General features: G+C 40.5%; 22 protein-coding genes and 1 pseudogene. 21 read left to right on the top strand and 2 right to left on the bottom strand.

What is annotated here, in order from left to right:
* Positions 1-8 precede the first annotated feature (8 nt).
* From G6W42_RS00145 to G6W42_RS00090, 11 genes and pseudogenes are all read left to right on the top strand, one after another.
* On the top strand, positions 9-521 hold the full coding sequence (locus tag G6W42_RS00145) for a hypothetical protein (RefSeq protein WP_194172473.1): 513 nt from the start codon (positions 9-11) through the stop codon (positions 519-521).
* 493 nt (positions 522-1,014) lie between these two features.
* Positions 1,015-3,297: pseudogene (locus G6W42_RS00140) on the top strand (ribonucleoside triphosphate reductase).
* 98 nt (positions 3,298-3,395) lie between these two features.
* Positions 3,396-4,070, top strand: a complete 675-nt coding sequence (locus tag G6W42_RS00130) for an anaerobic ribonucleoside-triphosphate reductase activating protein (protein ID WP_196779917.1) — start codon at positions 3,396-3,398, stop codon at positions 4,068-4,070.
* An 84-nt stretch (positions 4,071-4,154) separates the two neighbouring features.
* On the top strand, positions 4,155-5,300 hold the full coding sequence (locus G6W42_RS00125; protein WP_194172470.1) for an iron-containing alcohol dehydrogenase: 1,146 nt from the start codon (positions 4,155-4,157) through the stop codon (positions 5,298-5,300).
* A 29-nt stretch (positions 5,301-5,329) separates the two neighbouring features.
* A complete protein-coding gene (locus G6W42_RS00120) occupies positions 5,330-5,971 on the top strand; it encodes an NAD(P)H-binding protein (RefSeq protein WP_194172469.1) in 642 nt (213 codons plus the stop codon).
* The gene (locus tag G6W42_RS00115; RefSeq protein WP_194172468.1) at positions 5,968-6,738 is read left to right on the top strand and encodes an SDR family NAD(P)-dependent oxidoreductase; all 771 of its coding nucleotides are present in this window, start codon (positions 5,968-5,970) and stop codon (positions 6,736-6,738) included. Before G6W42_RS00120 ends, G6W42_RS00115 begins: the two co-directional genes overlap by 4 nt.
* A 70-nt stretch (positions 6,739-6,808) precedes the next feature.
* Positions 6,809-8,245 carry a subtype B tannase gene (locus G6W42_RS00110; protein ID WP_194172467.1) on the top strand — a complete coding sequence of 479 codons (1,437 nt, stop codon included), beginning with the start codon at positions 6,809-6,811 and terminating at the stop codon, positions 8,243-8,245.
* Positions 8,246-8,261: 16 nt separating this feature from the next.
* Positions 8,262-8,753 carry a hypothetical protein gene (locus tag G6W42_RS00105; RefSeq protein WP_242042337.1) on the top strand — a complete coding sequence of 164 codons (492 nt, stop codon included), beginning with the start codon at positions 8,262-8,264 and terminating at the stop codon, positions 8,751-8,753.
* Positions 8,754-8,766: 13 nt separating this feature from the next.
* On the top strand, positions 8,767-9,447 hold the full coding sequence (locus tag G6W42_RS00100) for a putative quinol monooxygenase (protein ID WP_194172466.1): 681 nt from the start codon (positions 8,767-8,769) through the stop codon (positions 9,445-9,447).
* An 8-nt stretch (positions 9,448-9,455) separates the two neighbouring features.
* Positions 9,456-9,689 (top strand): hypothetical protein, encoded by a 234-nt coding sequence (locus G6W42_RS00095; RefSeq protein WP_194172642.1) that lies wholly within the window; start codon positions 9,456-9,458, stop codon positions 9,687-9,689.
* Positions 9,690-9,703: 14 nt separating this feature from the next.
* On the top strand, positions 9,704-9,934 hold the full coding sequence (locus tag G6W42_RS00090; RefSeq protein ID WP_194172465.1) for a DUF2798 domain-containing protein: 231 nt from the start codon (positions 9,704-9,706) through the stop codon (positions 9,932-9,934).
* A 38-nt stretch (positions 9,935-9,972) separates the two neighbouring features.
* Here the strand turns inward: G6W42_RS00090 and G6W42_RS00085 are convergent, their stop codons facing one another.
* Both G6W42_RS00085 and G6W42_RS00080 read right to left on the bottom strand, forming a co-directional pair.
* Positions 9,973-10,263 carry a DUF5339 domain-containing protein gene (locus tag G6W42_RS00085; protein ID WP_002940734.1) on the bottom strand — a complete coding sequence of 97 codons (291 nt, stop codon included), beginning with the start codon at positions 10,261-10,263 and terminating at the stop codon, positions 9,973-9,975.
* Positions 10,264-10,373: 110 nt separating this feature from the next.
* On the bottom strand, positions 10,374-11,018 hold the full coding sequence (locus G6W42_RS00080; protein WP_194172464.1) for a ferritin family protein: 645 nt from the start codon (positions 11,016-11,018) through the stop codon (positions 10,374-10,376).
* 136 nt (positions 11,019-11,154) lie between these two features.
* Here G6W42_RS00080 and G6W42_RS00075 point away from each other — a divergent pair, with 136 nt between their 5' ends.
* The 10 genes from G6W42_RS00075 to G6W42_RS00030 all read left to right on the top strand — a co-directional run bounded on the left by G6W42_RS00075 (position 11,155) and on the right by G6W42_RS00030 (position 24,776).
* Complete coding sequence (locus tag G6W42_RS00075; protein ID WP_012140635.1) at positions 11,155-11,352, top strand: hypothetical protein; 198 nt, start codon at positions 11,155-11,157, stop codon at positions 11,350-11,352.
* Positions 11,345-11,614, top strand: coding sequence for a type II toxin-antitoxin system YafQ family toxin (locus G6W42_RS00070; protein ID WP_107790809.1), 270 nt, complete (start codon positions 11,345-11,347; stop codon positions 11,612-11,614). The genes G6W42_RS00075 and G6W42_RS00070 overlap by 8 nt, the downstream gene beginning before the upstream one ends.
* Positions 11,615-11,752: 138 nt before the next feature.
* The gene (locus G6W42_RS00065; protein ID WP_194172463.1) at positions 11,753-12,409 is read left to right on the top strand and encodes a thiol:disulfide interchange protein DsbA/DsbL; all 657 of its coding nucleotides are present in this window, start codon (positions 11,753-11,755) and stop codon (positions 12,407-12,409) included.
* Positions 12,410-12,417: 8 nt separating this feature from the next.
* Positions 12,418-13,038 carry a protein-disulfide oxidoreductase DsbI gene (gene dsbI, locus G6W42_RS00060; protein WP_194172462.1) on the top strand — a complete coding sequence of 207 codons (621 nt, stop codon included), beginning with the start codon at positions 12,418-12,420 and terminating at the stop codon, positions 13,036-13,038.
* A gap of 47 nt (positions 13,039-13,085) precedes the next feature.
* On the top strand, positions 13,086-14,735 hold the full coding sequence (locus G6W42_RS00055; RefSeq protein WP_194172461.1) for a sensor histidine kinase: 1,650 nt from the start codon (positions 13,086-13,088) through the stop codon (positions 14,733-14,735).
* Position 14,736: 1 nt separating this feature from the next.
* The gene (locus tag G6W42_RS00050; protein WP_194172460.1) at positions 14,737-15,417 is read left to right on the top strand and encodes a response regulator transcription factor; all 681 of its coding nucleotides are present in this window, start codon (positions 14,737-14,739) and stop codon (positions 15,415-15,417) included.
* 524 nt (positions 15,418-15,941) lie between these two features.
* Positions 15,942-18,953, top strand: coding sequence for a retention module-containing protein (locus G6W42_RS00045; protein ID WP_194172459.1), 3,012 nt, complete (start codon positions 15,942-15,944; stop codon positions 18,951-18,953).
* A 132-nt stretch (positions 18,954-19,085) separates the two neighbouring features.
* The gene (locus G6W42_RS00040) at positions 19,086-23,294 is read left to right on the top strand and encodes a hypothetical protein (protein WP_194172458.1); all 4,209 of its coding nucleotides are present in this window, start codon (positions 19,086-19,088) and stop codon (positions 23,292-23,294) included.
* A gap of 149 nt (positions 23,295-23,443) precedes the next feature.
* Positions 23,444-23,956, top strand: a complete 513-nt coding sequence (locus tag G6W42_RS00035; protein ID WP_194172457.1) for a hypothetical protein — start codon at positions 23,444-23,446, stop codon at positions 23,954-23,956.
* An 85-nt stretch (positions 23,957-24,041) separates the two neighbouring features.
* Positions 24,042-24,776: a hydroxymethylpyrimidine/phosphomethylpyrimidine kinase gene (locus G6W42_RS00030; protein ID WP_194172456.1), complete on the top strand. Its 735-nt coding sequence runs from the start codon at positions 24,042-24,044 to the stop codon at positions 24,774-24,776.
* Positions 24,777-24,791: the final 15 nt, after the last annotated feature.

Here is a 24,791-nt window from a genome sequence, read left to right as displayed (position 1 = left end):
AAAATAAGATGAGAAATAAAGCATTAATCGCAGCATTTGCTGTAGGTTTTCTTGGTTGCATAAATTTAAATGCCTATGGATCTGATGTTTTTAATAAACATTTAAGAGGAGAAGCTAAAGAAGAAGTGGTTGATTGTGATGATCCAAAAAACACACCTAGATATGTTGGAGGCTACATGATTGGTGGCAAGGAAGAGTGTGATGTCAATCGCGGAACTGCTGCTAGAGCTAAACGCGAACTAGATAGGACTATCGGTAGAAACCCAGTCACTGGCAAGGTCACATCAAAGGCTGAGCTACTAGGTGGTAATAAAGCTACAAATAACCTTGAAAAAGCACAAAAGAACTATGGTAAAAGGGAATTTGAGCTTGAAGAGGCAGAAAAAGCCTATGCTGATAACCCAAGTGTCAAAAACTCTAACCGCTTAGAAAAAGCACGTAAAGCCTTTAAAAAAGCACAGCTTGACCTTGAAGCAGCAGAAGAGATCAAGGCTAAAGACGATAGAAGAAACACAAAATAGTAGTGGCGTGATCTTTCACGCCTTGGGTTTAAATTCTCTGAAGCTTCAAAGCTTTTTTGAGAGTAGAATATTAAAATCTTTTCAAGGTCTGATTGAAAGCGTTTGCTTAATAAAAGCTTCATTTAGACCTTTCTCTTTTTAGAAATGATCTCATCTCTAGGTCAAATTCATCTAAATTTATGCACTCTAATTCACCACGTTTTTTAGCATTTATTAGCCCAGCTAGATCCTTTTGATCTGCTTCATTTAGATATCCGTCGTCATCAATAGACTATTTTAAAATATAAAATTAAAATAATTATTTAAGTAAAAATAATCAAATTTTATTTTAAAATGCTTAAAATACGTAAAAATATACTTAATAAAACTCTATAAAATTTTATATTTTTTGATAAATATTATTAAACAAAAGAAAATAGTTATCTATCTTTTAAGCTTTCTTGTCCTATACTTTTAAACTTCATATCAAAAAATAATCAGAAAAGAGCAAGTGATGCGTGAAATTTTAAAACGAGATGGCACAAGGCAAGAATTTGTAGCATACAAGATAGTAGATGCGATAAAAAAGGCATTTGCAAGCGAAAATAAAGCTTATGACGAGCAAGTTTTTACAAACGTAGTCCAAGATATCTTTCAAAAATCAAGTGCGATAACAGTCGAAGACATCCAAGATGCTATAGAAAAAGAGCTATTTGACGGCGGACATTTTGAAGTTTTAAAGAGCTTCATGCTCTACCGCCACACGCACAAGCTCCAACGCGAGCAAATTTTAGGCCTAAACGAAGATACGACCTATATAAACTCAACCCAAACGATAAATGAGTACATAAACGGCACCGACTGGAGAATTTCTGCAAATTCAAACACGAGCTACTCAAACGCAGGCCTTATAAACAACACCGCCGGCAAAGTCATAGCAAACTACTGGCTAGACGCTGTTTATAGCAAAGAAGAGGGCCTAGCTCACAGAAATGGCGACTACCACATCCATGACCTTGACTGCCTTACAGGATACTGCGCTGGCTGGAGCCTAAGAGCCTTGCTAAACGAGGGCTTTAACGGCGTTCGTGGCAGGGTCGAGAGCAAGGCACCAAAGCACTTTAGAGAGGCGCTTTATCAGATGGCAAATTTCTTAGGCATTTTGCAAAGCGAGTGGGCGGGCGCTCAGGCGTTTTCTAGCTTTGACACCTACCTTGCACCTTATGTTTTCAAAGATGATCTAAGCGACGCCGAGATCAAAAAGGCGATCACTAGCTTTATATTTAACCTAAACGTCCCTGCACGCTGGGGACAAAGTCCATTTACAAACGTAACCATCGACATCACATGCCCAAGCGACCTAAGAGATCAGATACCAACGAGCGATGATATACACCTCTTTACAAACGTAAAAGATGAGAGAATTTTGAAAAAAGCAAACGAGCGTGGCAGAAAAAATTTGATCGATATGACCTACAAGGACTTCGAGCCTGAGATGGCACGCATAGACAAGGCATTTTACGAGGTTTTAACAGCTGGCGACAAGTGCTCACAGCCTTTTACATTTCCGATACCAACTGTAAATATCACAGAGGATTTTAACTGGGATAGCGAAGTGGCCGACGTGCTCTTTGAAAATACCGCCAAAATGGGCTCAAGCTACTTTCAAAATTTCATCGGCTCGCAATACACTTATGATGAAAATGGCAACAAGATAGAAAACGAAAACGCCTACAAACCAGGCCACGTCCGCTCTATGTGCTGCCGCTTGCAGCTTGACCTAAGAGAGCTTTTAAAACGTGGTGGCGGTCTTTTTGGAAGTGCTGAGATGACTGGCTCGATAGGCGTTGTGACTATAAATTTAGCCCGCCTAGGCTATAACTACAAAGGCGATAAGGTCGCACTTTACAATAGACTAAGCTACCTTTTAGAACTAGCCAAATCAACCCTAGAGAAAAAGCGTAAATTTATCCAAGAGATGTATGACAGAGGGCTTTATCCTTACACAGCTAGGTATCTAAAGCACTTTAACAACCACTTTAGCACGATCGGCATAAATGGCATGAACGAGCTACTTAGAAATTTCACTGATGATAAAGAGAACATTTCGACTAAATTTGGACGTGAATTTGCCCTTGAGATGGTTGGCTTTTTACGCGATAAGATAAGGACATTTCAAGAAGAGAGTGGAAATTTATACAACCTTGAGGCAACTCCAGCTGAGGGCACTACCTACCGCTTTGCCAAAGAGGATAAGAAGCGCTACCCAGACATCATCCAAGCAGGCGAGGGGGATAATATCTACTACACAAACTCAACCCAGCTACCTGCAAATTTCACAGACGACGCTTACGAAGCGCTTGATCTGCAAGATGAGCTACAAAGCGCCTATACTGGCGGCACCGTCTTTCACCTATATATGAAAGAGCGCATAAGCTCGGCTAAAGCTTGCAAAGAGCTTGTAAAGAGTATAATCTCAAACTACAAACTCCCATACATCACGATAACGCCGGTCTTTAGCGTCTGCGCAAAGCATGGCTACATAGCTGGCGAGCATGAGTTTTGCCCACTTTGTGATGCAGAGCTTATAGAAAATGAGAAGAAAAAATCCAAATAAGGAGAGAATATGACTGAAAAAGAAATTTTAGAAAAAGTGCAAGACAAACGCACAAGATGCGTGGTTTATACTCGTGTTATGGGCTATCACAGACCAGTTGAGAGCTTTAATCTCGGTAAAAAAGGCGAGCACAAAGAGCGTGTTAAATTTGACGAATACGCAAGTTGCTGCAAAAGATAAATTTTTTGCCTAAAAACAATAATAAATTTAAAAAAATCAACTAAAATGCAAACCAAAGGCACGCCCTTGTGCCTTTTAGTTTAAAAAAGGGTCAAAACTTGCAAAAAGTCTTTAGTATCACGCCATTTACTACGCTTGACTACCCAGACAAAGTGGCAGCTGTCATTTGGTTTGCAGGGTGTAATATGCGCTGTGGATACTGCTATAACGTCGAGGTCGTAAGGTCAAACGGCTCTATAAGCCTAAGCGAAGTTTGCGACTTTTTAGACCGCAGGGTCGGCAAGCTAAATGGCATAGTCTTTAGCGGCGGCGAATGCACGGCAAATCCTCTCTTTCTAAGGCTAGCACGCGAGGTAAAGGCGCGCGGTTTTAGCTTAAAGGTAGATACTAACGGCTCGTATCGTGACGTCTTAAAAGAGGCGATAGACGAGGGGCTGATTGATTACATCGCGCTTGATTTTAAAGCTCCAAAAGAGAAATTTATCGGCATCAGTGGCTCAAATTTATATGAGAAATTTGCCGCCACGCTTAGATATCTGCTTGAGATAAATTTTAAATTTGAAGTTAGAACGACCGTGCATGCGGACTTGCTAAGCGAAAAGGATATCTCTGAGATGTCAGGGCTACTTTTTGAACTTGGGTATAGAGGGGATTATTTCTTACAAAAATTCTTTAACACTGGCGAAAATTTTGGAGGCTTAGGCGATCCAAAAAATAGCTTTGATCCAGACAAGATCACATCAAAACTACCTATCAGACTAAGAAATTTCTAAATTTAGCGCAGATAAAAATAGCTAAAAATAAGAAAATTTAACTAAAATTTACCCCAAATCACAAAAGCAAACAAGGAGAAAACTATGCAAAATTTCAGCTTTTTAAACCCTACTAAAATAGAATTTGGCAAAGACAAAGAGCAAAACATCGGCAAATATATGAAAGAATTTGGCGTAAAAAAGACACTCATAATATATGGCAGCGATAGGATCATAAAAAACGGACTTTTTGACACTGCCATAAAGAGCCTAAGCGCAAATGGCATCGAGTTTTGCAAGATAGGTGGCGTGAAGTCAAACCCAGTGCTAAGTAAGGTAAATGAGGCTATAAATTTAGCTAAAAAGCAAGGCGTCGATAGCGTGCTAGCCATAGGCGGCGGCTCGGTGCTTGATAGCGCCAAAGCCGTAGCTGCTGGAGTTAAATATAACGGCGACGTTTGGGACTTTTTTACTGACAAATGTCCAAAAGAGGCGCTTATGATCTTTGACATCATAACGCTTGCTGCAACTGGCTCAGAGATGAACGGCGGCGCAGTCGTCACAAATGAAGCCACAAAAGAGAAATTTGCCATGCACGGCGCTTGTCTTTACCCAAAAGTATCGGTGGTAAATCCGCTTCTTCAAGCAAGCGTTAGCAAGGAGTATTTGGTCTATTCAGCCTCAGACATCATCGCTCACAGCATCGAGGGCTACTTTACGGCGAGCGTTCAGCCTGAGATCATAAATTTATACATCGAAGCAAATATCAAAACCGTCATGAAAACGACTGAAATTTTACTAAAAGAGCCAGAAAACTACGACGCTAGAGGCGAGTTTGCATGGGCTGCGACGATGGCGCTAAATGGCCTAACTTACGTCGGCACGGCTGGCTACTCATATCCAAATCACATGATCGAGCACGCCATAGGTGCGGTGGTTGATTGCGCGCATGGAGCTGGGCTAAGTGTGGTTATGCCAGCTTGGATGAAGTGGTATAAGGGTAGAAATTTAAAGGCATTTAAGCGCTTTAGCAAAGAAATTTTTGGCGTTGATGACGCAGACGTAGCCATAGAGAAGCTAAAAGAGTGGTTTAGCAAGATCGGCACACCAACAAGCCTCATCGAAATCGGCGTTGATGAGTCAAATTTAGACGAGATCATGGCGCTAGTTTATGACTACGCCAAGGGCAGGGGCTTGGAGCAAATTTATACAAAAGAGGCCATAAGCGAAATTTTTGCCTTAGCGAGATAGAATTTATCCAAAATTTACAAAGGATAAACATGAAAAAAGTCGCCCTTATAGCAGGAGCCAGCGGCGCTGTGGGAAGTGAAATTTTAAAAGATTTATGCGAGAGTGAGCACTATAACAAGGTAGTCGCCCTTGTTAGGCATGAGCTAGAATTTACCCATGAAAAGCTTGAAGTAAAGATAGTAAATTTTGATGATTTTAAAGATGAGGTGCCATTTATCGCTGACGACGTTTTTTGCGCGCTTGGCACGACGATGAAAGCGGCAAAGCACAAAGAGCAGTTTTACAAAGTCGATGTGACCTATCCGATAAATTTCGCCAAATTTGGCTTGGAGTGCGGCGCAAAACGCTTTATTTTGCTCTCAGCTGCAGGGGCAAACAGAAAGTCAGGCTCATTTTACCTAAAGGCAAAAGGTCAAGCAGAAGCAAAGATAAAAGAGCTTGGATATAGCTCATTTCACATCGCTAGGCTGCCACTTATCGAGGCTGAGAGAAAGGAATTTAGACTTGGCGAGTATCTAGCGATAAAGGCGTTTAAATTTATCCCAAAAGGCTTTTTTGACGAGTATCGTCCGATGAAGGCGGCTGATATCGCTAAAGTGATCGTGCAAGTAGCGCAAGATGACCACAGCGAAGGTGTGAAAATTTACAGTCCGATGGAGTATGCAAAGTGAAAAGGTATATCGCCATCACTGGAGCAAGCTCAGGCATAGGAGCGGCCGCGGCAAAGGCGTTTGCAAGGCGCGGGGAGAATTTGATCCTTGTTGCAAGACGCGGGGAGCTTTTAGAAAATTTAAAAAGCGAGATAGCTAAATTTGCAGATGTCGATGTAGTGATAGAGCTTTGCGACCTTTCAAACCAAGAAAATGCCCTCTTGCTTTGGCGAAATTTAGAAAAATTTGAGCTAAAAGCGCTTATAAACAACGCTGGCTTTGGCGACTATAACAAGGTCGGCGAGCAAAATTTAGAAAAAATCACGCAGATGATAAATTTAAACATCATCTCTCTTGTCACGCTCTCAACGCTCTTTACTAAAAAATATAAAGACAAAGATACACAGCTTATCAACATCTCTTCAATAGGCGGCTACAAGATCGTGCCAAACGCCGTCACATACTGCGCTAGCAAATTTTTCGTAAGTGCCTTTAGTGAGGGGCTTTACCACGAACTAGCACAAGATAAGCAAGCAAAGATGCAGGCAAAAGTGCTGGCCCCAGCTGCCACAAAGACAGAATTTGGCATGGTGGCAACTAGCAAAGAGAGCTACGACTACGACAAGGCGTTTAAAAAGTACCACACGAGTGAAGAGATGGCGGAGTTTTTGCTTCGTCTTTATGATAGCCATTACTGCGTTGGCTCGGTCGATAGAGATAGCTTTGAGTTTTCACTGCACCAGCCAAAATTTGACTATGCGATCAAGTATGATGCAAAAGATAACTAGGCGCTAAAGCCCTGGTAGCCTACGCCAAGGCTAGCGAAACAAAAAGTAGGACAAAATAAAAAGGCAGATCATGAAATGCGTTAGAGTTGCTATTTTAGGGGTTTGTTTAGCAGGCGCTTGCTTTGGCGGCGAGCTTAAATTTGATGAAAACAAATTTGAGCTAAAAAGCGTGCAAGTTGGTGAGAGGACGCTTAAATTTAGAGCCTATGAGGGCATAGTCTATGTGGCAAAGCCAGCTAGCGACTATGAGGTGCTAAATTTTTATGTGCCAGAGGGTAAATTTAGCGACCAAAAGGGGGCTATTTTCATGCCAAATGCTATTGGTGGCTACATGAGCGCCAAACCACAAAAGCCAGAAATCCAAAACGAAAAGCCAAATGCCACCCTCGAAGCGCTTCTTAGAGGCTACGTCGTGGCAAGCGTTGGCGCTAGGGGCAGGACGCTAAAAGATGGCGAGAAATTTATCGGCAAAGCGCCAGCTGCGATAGTCGATCTAAAAGCGGCCGTTAGATATCTTAAATTTAACGATAAATTTATGCCAGGTGACGCAAACAAGATCATCTCAAACGGCACGAGCGCAGGCGGCGCGATGTCGGCACTTCTTGGCACTAGCGCAAATGCAAAAGAGTATGAGCCATATCTTAAAGAGCTAGGCGCTGCAAAGGCTGACGATCAAATTTATGCCGTCTCAGCCTACTGTCCTGTTACAAATTTAGAGCATGAGGACGAGGCGTATGAGTGGATGTTTGGGGATTTGGATAAATTTGAAAGGATAGACTTTTCAAGTCTTGATGCGGCTAGCTTTAACGACAGGAGCAAAAAGCCAAAAATGATCGCAGGCGAGCTAAATGCCACGCAAAAAGAGCTCTCGCGCGAGCTAAAGAGTAAATTCCCAGCCTATCTAAACTCGCTAAATTTAAAAGACGCCAAAGGCCACATGCTAAGCCTTGATGAAAACGGCGAGGGCAGCTTCAAAGAGTATATAAATGCCCTCATCTCAAAGGCTTTTACCGCTACAAAAAGCAGCGACAAAAGCACGCTCACACCTAAATTTATAACTCTTGACACGCAGGGCTGCTCGCTTGGATATACATTCAAATTTGAGGACTTCATCGCCTCGCTAAAACGCGCCAAAACGGTGGTTGCCTTTGACGGCCTTGGGCTAGAAAATCCTGAAAATGACCTTTTTGGCGATAGCAAAACGCCTGCAAAGCACTTTACTAAATTTGCAAAAGAGCGAAGCTTGGGCGAGATGGCGGAGGCTAGCGTCATAAAGATGATGAATGCGATGAACTACACTAAAAACAAAGATGGGGCGAAATTTTACCGCATAAGGCAGGGCACAAACGACACCGACTTAGCCCTCTCCGTGCCTGCTATGCTCGCACTCTCGCTTAAAAATGCTGGCAAAGAGGTTGATTTCGAAGCGGTTTGGGGACAAGGACACGGCGGAGACTACGACTTAGACGAGCTTTTTGCTTGGATGAAAAGAGTTTTAAAAAAATAAATTTAAAGGAGAAAATATGAGAAATTTAAAAATTTTCAAGGAGAATAAAGTGAAATTTATAAATTTGTTGGTAATAGCGGCTCTGGGAGCTACACTTAGCTATGCAAAAGAAGAGGTTGATTGCAGTGACCCTAAAAATAGACCTGATATGATTGCAGGTATGTTAGTGGGAGGAAAAAAAGAGTGTTATGTCAATCGCGGAACTGCTGCTAGAGCCAAACGCGAACTAGATATGACTATCGGCAGAAACCCAGTCACTGGTAAGGTCACATCAAAGGCTGAACTACTAGGTGGCAATAAAGCTACTAACAACCTTGAAAAAGCTCAAATGAACTATGGTAAAAGGGAATTTGAGCTAGAAGAGGCAGAAAAAGCCTATGCTGATAACCCAAGTGTCAAAAACTCTAACCGCTTAGAAAAAGCACGCAAAGCCTTTAAAAAAGCACAGCTTGACCTTGAAGCAGCAGAAGAGATCAAGGCTAAAGCTGATATGAAAAAGGCGAAGTGATAAGGGGAATTTGATGTTTAAAAAGCTATTTTTACTAGCGGTTTTGGCGGCTTTTGCCTTTGGGGCGGAGGCGAAAGTGAGCTTACAAGAGCTGCTTTCAACGCCAAATAACAAGAGCTTGCTGAGACAGTTTGGCAGGGAAAAAATACTAAGCTCAAAGAGCGAGCCAGGCACGCAGGCGATCTTTTTTGCGAGCGCAAAGAGCAAGCCAGAGCTATTTTATCTGATCGAGTTTTACAAGGACGAGGCGGCTTATAAAAAGCACGTAGCTTCAGCGCACTATAAGAAATTTACAAGTGCAAGCGCTGAAATTTTGGCTAGTAAAAAGGCTATAAGCTTGAAAAAACGGGCTGCGTTTTCAAAAAATTTAACGCCAGAGCGACTAAAAGATAGCTACTTTCACATCACAAATTTAAACCTTTTGGCAAAGAGCGATGCGAAATTTGAAAAGCTAGTGAAAAAATATATGCAAAAAAGCGTCGATGATGGCGCATTTGCCCAGTTTGCCTTTAGTCTAAAGGACGCGCCTAGCAAATGGATCTTGGTTGAGATTTACAAAGATGAAGCTAGCTTTGAGAGCTATCGCCACAGCGAAAACTACAAGGCTTACGCCAAAGAGCGAGCAGGGCTCATAGATGAATTTGATGGCTTTGCTCTCAAGAACGAGACCTCATTTAGCAAGGTAAAATTTTAGGAGATGTTATGAAGAAAATTTCACTTTTTTGCGCCTTAGCGCTCATTGGCAGCACGGCTTTTGCCCTTGATAAGGCAGGGTGCGAGAGTTTAAAAGATGTGAAAATCTTACATAACGAGATGATAGACGCGGTGTGGAGTGAGAGCTACGCCGGCAAGGAATTTTTAGTGTGTGCCTATCCAAAGGTGGCTACATACGTGGGCGGTGACACGAGCAAGGTAAGTAGCTTTGTTTGTAAATAAATTTAGGTGGAAATTTGATACCAGTAAAATTTTATAGATATGTTTTTGCGTTTATAATGTCAGCATTTATGGCGTTTTTTATGTCATTTGTGCTTACGTATCTAAACCTTGGCTTTGTTGATGGTTTTGTGAAAATTTGGCTAACTGCTTATGTAAAAGCCTTTGTGGTGGCGTATCCTGTGCTTTTGCTAGTTTCGCCGTCTGTAGCAAAGATCACGCAAAATTTATGTAAAAAAGAGGGGTAAATTTGAAGTGTGGCTAGAGAGCCTAGCCACGTGAAGGTTTATTTTAAAAGACCTTGTTTTTTCATTTGATCCATTACTTGAGCAAACATCTCTTTAGCTTGTTTGCAAGTAGCGTCTTGTTGCTCTTTTGGTAAAGAAGCTAGTTGATCCATTGATTGTTTCTTTTGATCTTCGTACATTTTTACTTGTTGCTCTTGACCAGCTTGTTTGTAAGCCTCAACCATCTTATCGATGTCTGAGAAGTAAGACTTGCAAGTATCTGTAAGATCTGCAGCGTTTAGGCTTAGTGCAAAGCCAAGAGTAGCTAAAACTAAAAGTGATTTTTTCATCTCTTTCTCCTTGTGAAAATTTAAGGAGATTATATAACTTTTTTATTTTAAATAGATTTAAATTTATTAAATTTAGCCAAGACAAGCGCCTTGGCTAAATTTTTGGCTTTTTAGCCTAGAAATTCGCGTTTAAAATACTCTTTTGGAGCTTTGCAAAGTGGGCAAGCACCCGGAGCTTTTTTGCCCCTGTGAACGTGTCCGCACACCTCGCAAACCCAGATATCTTCTTCGTCGCTCTCAAAAAAGCCCTCTTCATCAAGCATCTTTTTAAGCTCTAAATACTCTCTCTCATGCTCAACCTCAACCTTGCCGATCGCGTTAAATAGCCTCTCAACATCTCTTAGCTCTTCTTCTTTTGCGATCTTTGCAAAGTCTGGATACATCGTCGTATGCTCGTAGTTTTCGCCAGCTGCAGCGTTAAGTAAATTTTTATCCATCTTATCGATCGGATCGTTCATCATCTCGTGATATTTCTTAAATTCAGCCCTTGCGTGCCATTTCTCATTCTCAGCTGCCTCATAAAAGTGTCTAGCTATCGCGTGATAGCCAGCTTCCTTAGCTAGGTCGCCGTAAAGCTCGTATTTGTTTCTAGCTTGTGACTCGCCAGCAAATGCCTTCATCAAATTTACTGCTGTTAAATTTTCAGTCACGCACTTCATCTCTTCGCCGCAACAGGTTAGTGTGCCGCCGCCAACTTTTTGAACCTCGATCTCGTTGCCGCATTTTTCGCATTTGTATGTTTCGTACTGTCTCATTTTGACTCCTATTTTGATAAAATTTGAGCCGATTATAACTCAAAAAATGAAATATGTAAATAATAATTTTTATTGATAACGTATATTATTTTTATAAATTTGAAGTTATAATAAGACGAAAATTTAAAGGTGTAAGATGACTACAACTATTGATTTTAAAAATGCTGACTATGGATTTATCGAGCTTATAAAAGAGATGGCTAGGCAGGCAAATGTAGAATTTGAGCAAAGAGATAAAGTCTCAAGGCTTGACAAAGCTATCAAAGAGATAGAAAATGGTGAAGTAGAGAGATTTAAAACATTTGAAGAATTTGAAAAGAGCCTTGATGCTTGAGATAGAGTATTCAAAGAGTTTTAAGAAAGCTTTTAAAAAGCTAAATGAAAATGAAAAAAAATTAACTAAAGATATCATCTGGCAATTAGCAAATAACGAGGAATTAGCATCAAAATATAAAGATCACGCTCTTATCGGAAGCTATAAAGGCTTTAGAGAGTGTCATGTTAAGCCAGACTTGCTCTTGATATATAAAAAACAAAATGAAATTTTACTTCTTACATGCGTTGAAATAGGAAGTCATAGCGAACTTTTTCAATAAATTTAACAAAAAAATCACTAAATCCATCATCATAAATTTAAAATAGATAAATTTCAGCCAAAATTTATTCTAGCGTTAAAAGTGCGGTTGAGCTTGGTTGTAGAATAACTCAAAATAAATCATCCAAAGGAGATCATCATGAGTTTTCTATCTAAATTTAGTAAGGCTATCTTTGCAGTTGCAGTAGCTGGAGCGATTAGTGCAAGTGCATTTAGTGAGGGCGAGGACTATGTCAAGCTCGAAAAGCCACTAAGTGTCGGACAAAACACACTAGTTAAGGTTTTTAGCTACGCTTGCCCATTTTGCTATAAATACGACAAGAGCGTCACTCCAAAGGTAGTTGAGAAAATTCCTGGCCTAAAATACGAGCCATTTCACCTAAAGACAAAGGGCGATTATGGCGAGGTTGCGAGCAAGGTTTTTGCCGTTCTTATCGTTATGGACGAGGCAAAGGGTGTTAGTTTATTTGATGAAAATTCGCTATTTAAAAAGGCTAAATTTGCCTACTACAAGGCTTATCACGACAAAAAAGAGCGCTGGGGCGATGGCAAAGATGTTGAGGGTTTTTTGAAAACTGGCCTTGACGCTGCTGGCGTTAGCAAAGCAGACTACGAAAAAGGGCTAGCTAATCCAAAAGTGACTGAGCTACTTAAAAAGTGGGATGAGAGCTATGATGTGGCTAAAATTCAAGGCGTGCCAGCATTTGTCGTAAATGGCAAATATCTCATCATGACAAAATCAATCAGCTCGCTTGACGGCATGGCAGCACTCATCGAAGAGCTACTTAAAAAATAAGGCGCCACATGAGCTTTTTTAAAAAAATGGCTAAATTTCAAGACTCACGCATCTCTTGGGCGCTTTTAGTCTTTGTCAGCGTTGCGCTTGTTGTCATCGCGCACTCGCTCTTTCAAAACTACGCCTATATGCCACCTTGCGAGCAGTGCGTCTATATACGTTTTGCCTTTTTGTGTATGGCACTTGGCGGCGTGATAGCTATCATAAATCCTAAAAATTTGCTATTTGCCATCATCGGCTACGTTTTTGCCTTTTGGGGAGCGGTGCAGGGCATAATGTATAGCGTAAAGCTAGCTAAAATTCACGATGCAGTGCATGGCGACGATCCTTTTGGCGTGCAGGGCTGCTCGACTGAGCCGCACTATCCATTTGGCTTGCCGCTTGAAAAGTGGGCGCCTGATTGGTTTATGCCAACAGGCGACTGCGGATATGACAGCCCTATGGTGCCTGATGGCGTGGTGCTAAGCGATCTACAAAAGAGCATAGTTGATCTTTATGCAGACGGCTGGTATCTTGTGCCGTCGTCTAAATTTATGTCGATGGCTGATTGCACGCTGCTTGGTTTTGGCATTTGTTTTGTTGTGCTTGCACTTATGCTTGTTTCAAAGCTTTTATCTTTTAAGAAATAAATTTTAGTTAGCCCTATTTTTGGGCTAACTTAGGATATACTGCGCGCATGGGTATTAATTTAAAATCACAAAATATTAAAATTTATGCGATCATCTTGCTAGCAAGCCTCTTTGTCGTGCTTCTTGGGCTAAACAGCTATAACAATGCAAAAGAAAAGATCATCGAACTATCAGATAAAAACAACATCGCAGTTAGCAAAAACATCGTTAGCAACTTTCAAATTTGGCTTGATGAGCGCTTAAATTCACTCGTCCGTGCGTCAAAATTTATCCAAAACTCTGGCATCATAGATGACGATGCTAAGGTGGCAAATTTCATAAAGCTCTTTAAAGAAAATGCAAAAGAATTTGATCTCATGCAGCTTCTAAGAGAGGATGGCGAGATCTTTGTAGATGGGCAAAAGATCTCAGAAGAGGTGATGTCAAAGCGTGAGCGAGCGGGGCTTATCTGGTATGTCGAGACAAAAAATACAAATGCCCCAAGCGTAAATTTCATGCAAAATCACAAAATTTTAAAGGACTCTACTTTAAATTTATGCGTGCCAGTTGAAAAGGATGATAAATTTGAGGCGGCACTTTGTGGCGTCGTGCGAATAGGCACTATCTTTGATAGCATCAAAAACTTTAGCCTTGCGCCAAATTCTTACTCATTTTTGGTAACTCACAGCGGTGAGATCCTCACATCGATGGCTGATGCGACGCTTAAAAGAGAGATCGAGGAGAAATTTAAAGAGATATTTTTAAAAGATGAGGACATCACCAGCTTAAAGATAGGGCAAAATTTGATCCAAGTAGCCGAGATACCGACGATGAACTGGTTTATCGGAGCTGGCACAAACAACGAAGAAGAAATTTTAGCCATGACAAGAGAGGCGCTAAAAAACGCCCTAAATTTACTCTTTGCCTTCGTTGCACTTGCATTTTTGGCAAATAGCCTGCACAACTTTATGTATAACAAGATAAAAAAGGTGCAAGATGAGTATGAGACCTTGCTAGCGCACAGAGCCAAGATGAGCGAGGCTGGGGAGCTGATAAGTGGCATAAGTCATCAGTTCATCCAGCCAGTAAATTCGCTAAAACTTATGCTAAGCTCGGCGATAATGCTAAAAAAAGAGGGCAAGCTAAGTGATGAGGAGCTTTTAAATTTATTAAAAAAAGGGCAAAGCTCGATCGAGCTTCTTTCAAAAACAATCGAAATTTTTAGAAATTTTTACAAAAGCGCTGAAAATGTGAGTGAATTTGACATCCAAACAAGTGTTAGAAATTTAATAACACTTATGCACACAGAGCTTAGCCGTGCAAATGTGAGCGTGAAATTTAGTGGATTTGAAGAGATGAAAGTCTGCCAAATAGAAAACATCATCCAGCAAATTTTACTAATCCTAATCCACAACGCAAAGGACTCACTAGTTGAGAGCTACAAAGATGAGCCGCTAAAGCGCGTCATAGAGCTTAAATTTAGAAGCTTTGAAGATAAGTGCTACATCGGCGTTTACGATAATGGCGGCGGCGTGAGCTACGAGATGAGTAAGAAAATTTTCACATGGCTAAACACCACAAAAAAACAAGGAAATGGCATAGGACTTTACTTTGCTAAAAAGCTCGCACGTGAGAAGCTAAATGGCGACCTAAGGCTCGTAAATAACGCGAAACCAACGCTCTTTGAGCTATGTTTTGAAACAAATTTGAAGGACTAAAATGCAAGAGGCCCTAGAAATTTTAAAAAAAGTATCTATCTTAGTAGTAGAAGATGATGAGATGGCAAGGGAGCTAATCATCACAGGGCTTAAGCCATACTGCGGTCAGGTCGTAGGCGCAAAAGATGGACAAGATGGGCTGGAGAAATTTAAAAAACATGGCTTTGACATCGTGATGAGCGACATCCACATGCCAGTACTTAATGGCTTTGAGATGATGAATGAGATAAAAAAGCTAAAACCTCATCAGAAATTTATCGTCTTTACCTCGTATGACAGCGATGAAAATTTGATAAAGAGTTATGAGCAGGGTGCGACCTTGTTTTTGAAAAAACCTATCGATATAAAGGATCTTAGATCGATGCTAATAAGCCTAAGCTTCGAGCGAGATGAGAAGCTAGTGCGATTAAGTGATGAGGTGAGTATAAATTTAAAAAGAGAGAAAATTTATAAAAACGGCAGCGAGCTATACCTTAGCTTTTTGCAAAATAAGATATTTTGGCTATTTGCTTACAACCTAAATAAGCTCGTTACCTACGAGATGATAGAGGAGTTTGTCTATGAGAGCACTGAGGTGAGCAAGGCTGCTATACAAAACGTCGTACTGCGCCTAAAACGCGAGCTTGGCGTGAAATTTAAAAACATCAGCGAGAGCGGGTATATCTTAGTCGCCAAGAGCTAAAAAGTATAAATTCAAAATAATAAAACTAATATATTTATCTAAGAATATCTTAAAAGTAGTGATAAATTTATGTCACTATAGGCTAAAATTTATAGAAAAAGAGATAAAAATTTGCAAAATTTGATAGATAAACTTAAGAAAATTTATGTCACAAACTGGGATAAATTTATGTTAGTTATAAATAAAAAACATTTTGAGCTTTAAAAGCCTAAATTTAGCAACTAAAAGGCGATATAAAGGCTTTTTTGATTAAGAATAAACGCGTTAAAAACGAAATTTAGTTAGTGACATTTTTGGGTTATTTTATCAACTACCGTGCCATTTTGATGAACAAAAGCTTAAAATTTTCAATTTTATGGCATTTTAAAATCTAAAATTTCATACATTTATAAAAAATTTAAACATTATTAACCCCTAAACTTAGGCTTTTCTTAAGGGTATTGTACCAAAGTACAATATAACTAAATTTTTTTCTTAGCTAAAATCTTGATATAGATCAATAAAATCCAAAGGGAGGCATTAAGATGCAAAAGTTAGGCGTTATCAAAAACATCCTAGGCGGTGAAATCGTAGCTGTTGATAAAAGTGGCAACGAAAGAGTCTTAAAGGTGGGTGATAGCATTTTTGAAGGCGAAACTATAAAGGCTAATGGCTCTGCAAAAGCAGTGATCGCAGCAAATGACGGCAAAGAGGTGAGCTTGCAAAATGGCGAAAGCCTGAGCCTAGACAAAGAGGCAAACGCACTTAGTGACAACCCAGAGATCGCGTCTATCCAAAAAGCCTTGCTAAATGGCGCAAACATCACAGATCTTGAAGAGACTGCAGCAGGTGGCAACCAAGGCGGTGGCAACGCTACTGGAGATGGTGTAAGTTTAGGTGCTGCTAGCTTTGCCGAGGGCGGCCACTACTCAAATATCAATGAAAATTATAGAAATTTAACCGACGCAAATAGAGCTTTTCAAACACCAGAAAACTCAATAGGTGGTTATAACGATGCAGGTACAGATGCAGATACGACAACTCCTATCTCGCCAGTTACACCTGTCACTCCAAGTACCCCAAGCACACCACCAACTCCGAGTACACCAGTTACACCTGTCACGCCGAGTACTCCAAGCACACCACCAACACCACCAACTCCGAGCACACCAAGTACTCCTGGCGTCACCGTAACCCCAGGCACCCCTTCACCTGCAAACCCACCAGTCATTCCACCACATCCAGGTGCTGTTGAGGTGACTACCAGTATGGACCCAGCTAATAGCGAAGTGAGAGAGAGCGGCGCTGGAGCAAACGGCGAGGGCGGACACTATCTTGTTTATAAACTAGGTCTATCAGGCACTCCGGTAAGCCCAAGTGGCGAGACAACAGACCTTGCTCTAAATTTCATAGGCGGCACTAGAGGAGAGGATTACGCAAATTTGATCGAGTACTCGCTAAATAACGGCGCTGCTGGAAGTTGGGTAACTCTAAATACCAACAACACAATACCAGGCGTAAACGTAGAGGATATCTCAAAAGTGCAAGTAAGGATAAAAGTGCTTGACGACGACGGACAAGACACTACAAAAGGCCCGCTACATCACAACCAAAACGAAGGTGACAATACTGGCCCTCAAGGTATGACTATCGACAACGTACAAAAAACTGATATGGTTGATAACTTTGCTGTGTTTAAAGAGAGTGTAAAACTAAGCGTTACGCCAAGCAGCAGATATTTGCTACCAACAACTAATGCAAATATGGCTGAAGGCAAGATCATAGACAACGACGACAACATCGAGCTAAATAAAGATATCAAAGGAAATATCGCAAACCATACCAATTTAAATACAAATGATGGCGATGATACGGTCAGCATAAAGGCAAATTTAGAGAATTTGCACTTAGATACTGGCTCTGGCAACGATGTAGTAAATTTTGATAAAGAGGTCACTATAAGCGGTACTAAAAACACAGCAAGCGTAGGCGGCGTTCTTGGACATTATAATAGCACTACTATAAACCTTGGTAGAGGCGATGACGTAGTAAATATCAATGCTGATCTTACTATATTCAAAGCCAACATCAACCTTGGCGCATACACACCTAGCTCAAGCAATAGCGCTCATGATGAAGCAGGAAACAACACTTTAAATATCAATGCAAATATCCTTGGTAAAGAAACATTTAAAGTTATAGACCCTAGCATACACAATAGCTGGTACAACGATAACCAGATACATACAGGTGACGGCGATGATGTGGTAAATGTAAAAGATGGTGTGAGGATAGAAAGAGTAAATATCCTGATGGATACTGGTAGCAATACCTTTAAAGCAAACAATATAACTATGACAGATGCTTGGGTAGATACTAGCGATAGATACTCTGAGGCAAGAGATGTAAATACTATGGAGATATCAAACTCTACGCTAACAAATGTAAATTTAAATAGAGAGTCACAAGATGCAGTGTTAGGATATCAAAGCCTAAAACTAGATAATAACAAAGGTGAGAGCGTTACAGCTTATGCAAAAGATCTACTTGAAGTAAAGGGCAATAACGATGGCAATAGCCACTATGAAACCGGATCATTTAGCTCAGCTCACGTTATAGCTGACGGCATAAGCATAGGTCAAGCGGGCTTTAGTAATAAAACAGGTGTTGATTTTACAGCTGATATATCAAATTTAACAGCTAAAACTCGTGTGTGGGTAACTAGCTATGGCGAAAGTAATGATACGATAAATTTTAAAGGTAATAACATCTTAAATAACCTTGAGGATTCAAGTAGTGCCGATATAGATACAAGAGGTGGCAATGACACTATAAATTTTGAAGGCAAAAACGTAGCTGGTGCCATCACTATAAATACTGACGCTGGCAATGACACCATAAATATCGGTAGCGAAACTAAATTTGGCGGAACACATGAAAAATATGGATATAAAAGCGTTCAGTTCTCTAGCATAAACATGGGTGATGGCGACGATACGATAAGTATCGACAAAGGCGCTGAGCTAAAAAGCACTACCATAAAAATGGGCGATGGCGATGACGTTGTAAATTTAAATGGTAGTTTAAAACATGCTGGTGGTACATACTGGGATGGCTCAAGTACTATTGATCTAGGTAATGGCAACGACATAATACATATCGGCAAGGACGCAGAGATAAATGCAGATGGCTGGACTACTTCTGGTGGTATTGGGCATAAAGAGCATAAGGGTATCGTTATCCAAGGTGGTGCAGGCACTGATACGCTAGATCTTGCTGGAAATATCGACTTTAGCAAGGTAGCTGGCTTTGAGAAAATTACTCTTGGTGGCAGTGAAAACAACGTAACGCTAAATTTAACTATAAATGACGTGCTAAATATCACAAATGGCAACGGCGCTAACCGCACTCTTAGGATAGATGGCGAAAGTGGCGATCATGTACATATGAGTAGTGATTTTGGCCCAGGTGTGTCAAGCGGTGGATATACAACATTTACGGCAACTTCTGGCACCAATACATTTACTATCGAAGTAAAAGACGAAATAATTTCCTAATCAAATTTCATGCCCTAGTCTCCCAAAACTAGGGCAAATTCTTACAAAATTTCAAATTTTAGTACCATAGTACAATATACAAAGCTTTAAAAAAATATTACAATACACGAAATTTTTTAATAAGGACATGATATGGCAGCAAGGATTGGTATAATCAAAAGCATTTCACAAGGCGCAACTGTAATCGCAACTGCAAAGGACGGCACACAAAGAGTGTTAAAAGTAGGCGATGAAATTTTTCTTGGTGAGACTATACAGACAACTGATATTGACTCAAAAGTAGTCATAACTGCAAACGATGGCAAAGACATTGCGATCATCGGAAAAGATACCCTAAATTTAGACAAGAGTGTAGCTCACAATGAGAGCTTTGGTGACGATAGTGTAGCTGATGTAAGCGCTATCCAAAAAGCACTTCTTGATGGCGCAAACATCACAGACCTTGAAGAGACTGCAGCTGGTGGAGATACTGGTGGTGGCGCTGGTGGAGACGGCGTTAGTCTTGGTGCAGCGAGCTTTGCTGAGGGTGGACACTATTCAAACATTACTGATGATTATAGAAATTTACCTGATTCAAGTAGGGCTTTTCAAACTCCAGAGAACTCAATCGGTGGCTACAATGACGGCAATGATACAGGCAATTTAACTCCTGTCTCACCAGCTACACCTGTAACTCCACCTACTCCAGTTACACCGTCCACTCCACCTACTCCAGTAACTCCTGTCTCACCAGTCATACCTCCAATTAGTGTTGATATCAAAACTTTAACTGATGATTTTGGCACTATAAAAGGCGACTACAGCCTAGATGCACCAAGCGTACCTCGCACAAATGACGCTACTCCAACTATTAGCGGCACAGTAGATCCAGCTGCTGTAAGAGCGGTTGTTAGCGTGCTTAACAAGGACGGACACGAAGTCTTTACAAAAACTCTAAATCCAAGCGACTATGCTGATGGTAAATTTAAATTTACAACTGATGAGTTAAGCGTAAATGGTAGCCATGATGGCGATTATAAAGTAGAGATAACAGCTACAGGAAGAGATGGCCAAACAGCAACTGATAGTGGTAGCTTTGTACTTGATACAGTTGCAAAAATAACTATAAACGTTGAAACTGAGATGAGTCTTGTAAAAGAGTCTGAGATGAGCGAGGGACTAAAAGGAAATTTCTGGTTTAACCACATCTATGAGCCAGGCGTAAGTGGCACTGAGCTAAGACCTTATGCTTTTAATAATACAACATACGCTCATGATCATATGAAACAAAATGACTTTATAGAATACTATACAAATAATACTAAACCTTGGGCGAGCTTTAAAGCAAAAGAGCTAAATTTCCAACAAGGTAAAGGTGGAGATAGGGATAACACTGATAACGACGCAGGAACAGTCTCAGGACTTGACGGTGCTCACAATATGGTCGGCAAGATCGATCTTGATGGTAATGTAGTAACTCCAAATAGTGAGTGGGTAGCTCCAAATTTTAGAGCACTTGAGTACTTCATCGACAATGCAAAAGGTAGCGATATTCATCCCCTAAGAGATGCTCCTAATGGCAAAAACACAACAGCTGGTGCGATGGTAAATTTAAAAGGCACTATGTATCTTGAGCCAGGGGACTATAAATTTGACGCAAAAGGCACTGACGATAGCGTGAGATTTAAGGTTGATGGCGTTACAATGGTCGATTATGACACTATCCACTCAGAAAATAGAGCTACAGTTACAACTTTACACGTTGATAAAGCAGGATACTACGACTTTGATATGAGCTATGCAAACTACATCTATTGGGGCAAGCTAAAACTAACAGTTTCAAAAGATGGCGGACCTGAGAGCATACTTGGCTCAGAGGCAAGTGGCATAAAACTAAATTCAACCGACTTTGACAGTTACGTAGATACAGTAACAAGAAATGTCTATAAAGTAACTCAAAAGATCACAGGAACTGTGGATAATGTAGAAGATGGACAGATCGTAACTGTGACATCAAGCACCGGCGAGAGCCATACAGCAGTTGTAAAAGACGGTAAATACGAGGTTGAGTTTAAAACAAGCGATACAAAAGCGACATACACAGCTAAAGTTAGCGACCTTGTAGGCAACGAGGCAGAGGCAAAATCAACTAAACTAAATAATGTCGCTACAGACCTAATAGATGCGACCGATGATGATGCAAGCAGTGTAAGTGCAAATACAAATACAGGTATAAACGATGCAACTAAATATTATAAATATACAACTGATGACATCGCTCAAACTGATAAATTTTCATCTAATGCGCCACTACCAGTACTAAGCGATAAGACTCCGACATTTACAGGCAGCATAGATAGCAGTGCAACTAAAGCGGTCATCACTGTGCTTGACAAAGATGGACATAAAGTATTTACAAAAGAGCTTAGTCAAAGTGAATTTGCAAATGGTAAATTTGAAGTCACATCTAATGAACTAAATGACGGCAAATATAACATCAAAGCAACTGCGATCTTTGCAAATGGCGACAAGAGCACGATAGTTAGCGAATTTGTAGTTGATAAGACTCCAGTTACTATAGAAAACATCAAGATCATCGAAAATGATAGCGAGGGCTTGCACCATACGCTTAAATTTAACCTCAAAAACTACGAAGATGGCGATAAGATCGAGAGCATAAAAGTGGTCAAGGCAGACGGAACTACCGAGATCATCTCTGTTGGCACTACTAAGCCAACTAATGGTGTGCTAAGCTTTGAGTACGATCACAAGATAAAGCTAGGCGATAAGATAGAAGTTGAGATGACTGACAAAGCTGGTACAAAATATACTCATGTAAATGAAATTTTAGTTCCAACTATGACGCAGTTTGAAAACGGCAACGACACAACTACAAATGCAAATAACCGCTCAGCTGAGAAGTTGTGGGGTACTATGGATATGAGTGAGAGTGGCTTTAGAGCTGATGGCTCAAGGATCGTCTCAAACGACGCTATCCCATACCTAAGAGCTGTGATCCCAGAAGATGCAACAGCTGGTAATGCTAGCAATAATCAAACTGTAAGCGAGTTTTTAAATAGCGGTAGAGGCATAACATGGGGCACTGGTGATGTTAGATTTGTAGCAACTAACGTTGATACAGGCGTTTCAAAAGTTCTATTGTCTCAAGCGATAGAAAAACCGATAGGCAATGTAACACCTGATCACTATGACAGGCTTACAGGCTATAACAACAGACTTGATGGCAATGGCAAGATGGCTGATGGTGTTTATAAAATTTCTATCGATGGTAAATATCAAGGTGGAGATGAGCTGCTTTACAACTCTATTCAATTTACTATCGATGCAACAGCCGCAACTATAAATAACTCACATTTAAGCTATGACGCAGCGGCAAATAAAACCACATGGAGTGGAAATTTAAGTGAAAATGGTGTTGGTGCAAGCTACACGCTAAAACAACACTTTGAAGAGGCGGTAAAAGGCATAGCTCTAAAAGATAGTATCACTTTAAGAGATGCTGATGGACACATCATAACTGCAAATTCTGTAAAACTTGATGACAATGGAAATTTCGAAGCAGTATTTAACGGCGATGTAAAAGCAAGTGATGTCTATTTGCAAGTTTCTGATATCGCTAAAAATACAAGAGTAGTTGCAGAAAACAACAACGATAACGTTATCACAACGACTGAGGGCAACGATATCATAACCGTTGGAGATGGAAACAACGTGATCAACGCAGGACGCGGTGAAAATGAAATTCGCACAGGCAATGGCAACAATGTAATCATCACTGGCGACAACAACGACGTCATAACCACAGGAAGTGGTAACGACTACATCGACGCTGGCAGAAGTGGCTATGATGGCATGAACAAAGGCGATCTAGTAAATGCTGGCGCTGGCAATGATAAGGTTGTATTTACTTTTGATAATCCAAGAGCAGCTCTATCTCAAAGTCTAGATGGCGGAGAGGGTACAGATACGCTTATCATGCGTCCAATGGCAAAGGATGGCACTATCGACTTTGATAAGATAGACAATAAATCTTTAAATAATGCGATCAAGAATTTTGAAGAGATCCAGCTTGGCATGGATGAGCATGGCAATGACAACCAAACTGTTAAGCTACTAAATTTAAAAGCGGATAATGTATTTAGCATCACTGATGATGTAAGTACTATCTTAAAAATAAGTGGCGACAGCAAAGATAGCGTTTCATTAAAAGGATTTACTGAGGCTAGAGATCAAAGTGGTGTCGAAGCTGGATATACAAGATATGAAGGTCAAACAAGCTCAGCCACTCCGACAACTATTTTCATAGATGTCGATAACGATATAAACAAACAACTTGTATAAAATTTGGGCTTTTTAGCCCAAATTTCTCTTTTAAAATTCCTATTTTTACTCTTAAAAAACGCTCTTAAAACCATCTTTGTACCAAAGTACAATATACAAATTTAATAAAAAACACTAGAATAAACAAAAAAATAAAATAAGGAATAAAGATGGCAGCTGTAGCCGGCAAGGTAAAAAGCGTCACATCTGATGTTATAGCGATAGATAAAAACGACCGTGTAAGAGTTCTAAACGTAGATGATGAGGTTTATATCGGAGAGAGTATAAAAGGTGAGAGTCAAAGTGCGAGCGTGACTATCACTGCAGTGGATGGTAGCGATATATCACTAAATGGATATGACACGATATGGCTTGATAGTAGTGTGGTAAGTGCTGATACTAGCGCTGAAAATAGCATCGATACTGACGCACTTTTTAGAGCGCTTCTTGGAGAAAACTACGCTGAGATACTTGATCAGATGAATGAAAAAGTAGAAGATATGTTTGCAAAAAGCTCTATTAGTCACGAGAGCAGTGAAAATTTAGCGGACAAGCATAGCGCAAATGATGACGTTTTAACTGACTCAAACGAGCCAAAAGTAGATAACTCTTACGAGCATGCAAATTTTGACGCAACTACGATATATATCGAGATCGACAACGATCTAAATAAACTTTCATAAATTTTGAGCCTCTTGGCTCAAATTTCTTATCCTAAAAATTAACTAATATCCCCTATAATAAGCCAAAATTTACAAAAGGAAACCGATGAAAAAAATTTTAATCATCGCAGGCTCTTGCAATAGCGGTACAGCAGGACTTCAGGCTGATATAAAGACATGCGCTAGGCTAAACTGTTATAGCGCAACGGCGGTCACTTCGCTAGTTGCTGAGACCACAGACGCGATAAAAAGCGTAGTTTGTCTTGAGCCTAGCTTTGTTAAAGACGAGCTTAGCACGCTTGCTGAGGAATTTAGCTTTGATGCCATAAAGATCGGCATGCTATTTAGCGAGGAGATAATGGACGTTGTGCATGATTTTTTGCTCACTCAAAAGTGCAAGATCGTGCTTGATCCAGTCTGCGTCTCAAAGAGCGGCCACAAGCTCATAAAAGATAGCGCAGTAGAGAAGCTAAAAGAGCTAATGAAGCTTGCCACCGTCGCCACGCCAAATTTAGACGAGGCAAATGTCCTTTTTGGTGGAAATTTTAAAGATCTGCCTTGCGATATCATCGTGAAAAAACATGTAAGTGAGGATAGCAGCATAGATACGCTTTATAGAAAAGATGGCTCGCTGCAAAATTTCAAAACTCCACTTGCTAGTCCGCTTGTGATGAGCGGCACTGGTTGTACTTTCTCAACCGCACTTGCTTGCTACCTTGCAAAGGGCAAGAGCTTGGAGGAGGCCATAGGGCTTTCAAAAGAGTATATTTGTGAGATTATAAAAGAGAGTATCGACACAAAGCTAGGCAAAAACCGCCTACTTTGGCATGGAGCGAAGTAAATTTAAGCCTAAAAT

The organism is Campylobacter concisus (assembly GCF_015230015.1).
Classification (GTDB): Bacteria; Campylobacterota; Campylobacteria; order Campylobacterales; family Campylobacteraceae; genus Campylobacter_A; species Campylobacter_A concisus_AF.
The sequence above is the reverse complement of the archived record's forward strand: the minus strand, read 5'-3'. Positions and strand labels throughout refer to the sequence as shown.

Bases quoted from the DNA above. Each gene is read 5' to 3' on its own strand.
- G6W42_RS00145 (WP_194172473.1), top strand. From the start codon at position 9: ATGAGAAATAAAGCATTAATCGCAGCATTTGCTGTAGGTTTTCTTGGT.
- G6W42_RS00125 (WP_194172470.1), top strand. From the start codon at position 4,155: ATGCAAAATTTCAGCTTTTTAAACCCTACTAAAATAGAATTTGGCAAA.
- G6W42_RS00120 (WP_194172469.1), top strand. From the start codon at position 5,330: ATGAAAAAAGTCGCCCTTATAGCAGGAGCCAGCGGCGCTGTGGGAAGT.
- G6W42_RS00110 (WP_194172467.1), top strand. From the start codon at position 6,809: ATGAAATGCGTTAGAGTTGCTATTTTAGGGGTTTGTTTAGCAGGCGCT.
- G6W42_RS00105 (WP_242042337.1), top strand. From the start codon at position 8,262: ATGAGAAATTTAAAAATTTTCAAGGAGAATAAAGTGAAATTTATAAAT.
- G6W42_RS00100 (WP_194172466.1), top strand. From the start codon at position 8,767: ATGTTTAAAAAGCTATTTTTACTAGCGGTTTTGGCGGCTTTTGCCTTT.
- G6W42_RS00095 (WP_194172642.1), top strand. From the start codon at position 9,456: ATGAAGAAAATTTCACTTTTTTGCGCCTTAGCGCTCATTGGCAGCACG.
- G6W42_RS00085 (WP_002940734.1), bottom strand. From the start codon at position 10,263: ATGAAAAAATCACTTTTAGTTTTAGCTACTCTTGGCTTTGCACTAAGC.
- G6W42_RS00080 (WP_194172464.1), bottom strand. From the start codon at position 11,018: ATGAGACAGTACGAAACATACAAATGCGAAAAATGCGGCAACGAGATC.
- G6W42_RS00075 (WP_012140635.1), top strand. From the start codon at position 11,155: ATGACTACAACTATTGATTTTAAAAATGCTGACTATGGATTTATCGAG.
- G6W42_RS00070 (WP_107790809.1), top strand. From the start codon at position 11,345: ATGCTTGAGATAGAGTATTCAAAGAGTTTTAAGAAAGCTTTTAAAAAG.
- G6W42_RS00065 (WP_194172463.1), top strand. From the start codon at position 11,753: ATGAGTTTTCTATCTAAATTTAGTAAGGCTATCTTTGCAGTTGCAGTA.
- dsbI (WP_194172462.1), top strand. From the start codon at position 12,418: ATGAGCTTTTTTAAAAAAATGGCTAAATTTCAAGACTCACGCATCTCT.
- G6W42_RS00055 (WP_194172461.1), top strand. From the start codon at position 13,086: ATGGGTATTAATTTAAAATCACAAAATATTAAAATTTATGCGATCATC.
- G6W42_RS00050 (WP_194172460.1), top strand. From the start codon at position 14,737: ATGCAAGAGGCCCTAGAAATTTTAAAAAAAGTATCTATCTTAGTAGTA.
- G6W42_RS00045 (WP_194172459.1), top strand. From the start codon at position 15,942: ATGCAAAAGTTAGGCGTTATCAAAAACATCCTAGGCGGTGAAATCGTA.
- G6W42_RS00040 (WP_194172458.1), top strand. From the start codon at position 19,086: ATGGCAGCAAGGATTGGTATAATCAAAAGCATTTCACAAGGCGCAACT.
- G6W42_RS00035 (WP_194172457.1), top strand. From the start codon at position 23,444: ATGGCAGCTGTAGCCGGCAAGGTAAAAAGCGTCACATCTGATGTTATA.
- G6W42_RS00030 (WP_194172456.1), top strand. From the start codon at position 24,042: ATGAAAAAAATTTTAATCATCGCAGGCTCTTGCAATAGCGGTACAGCA.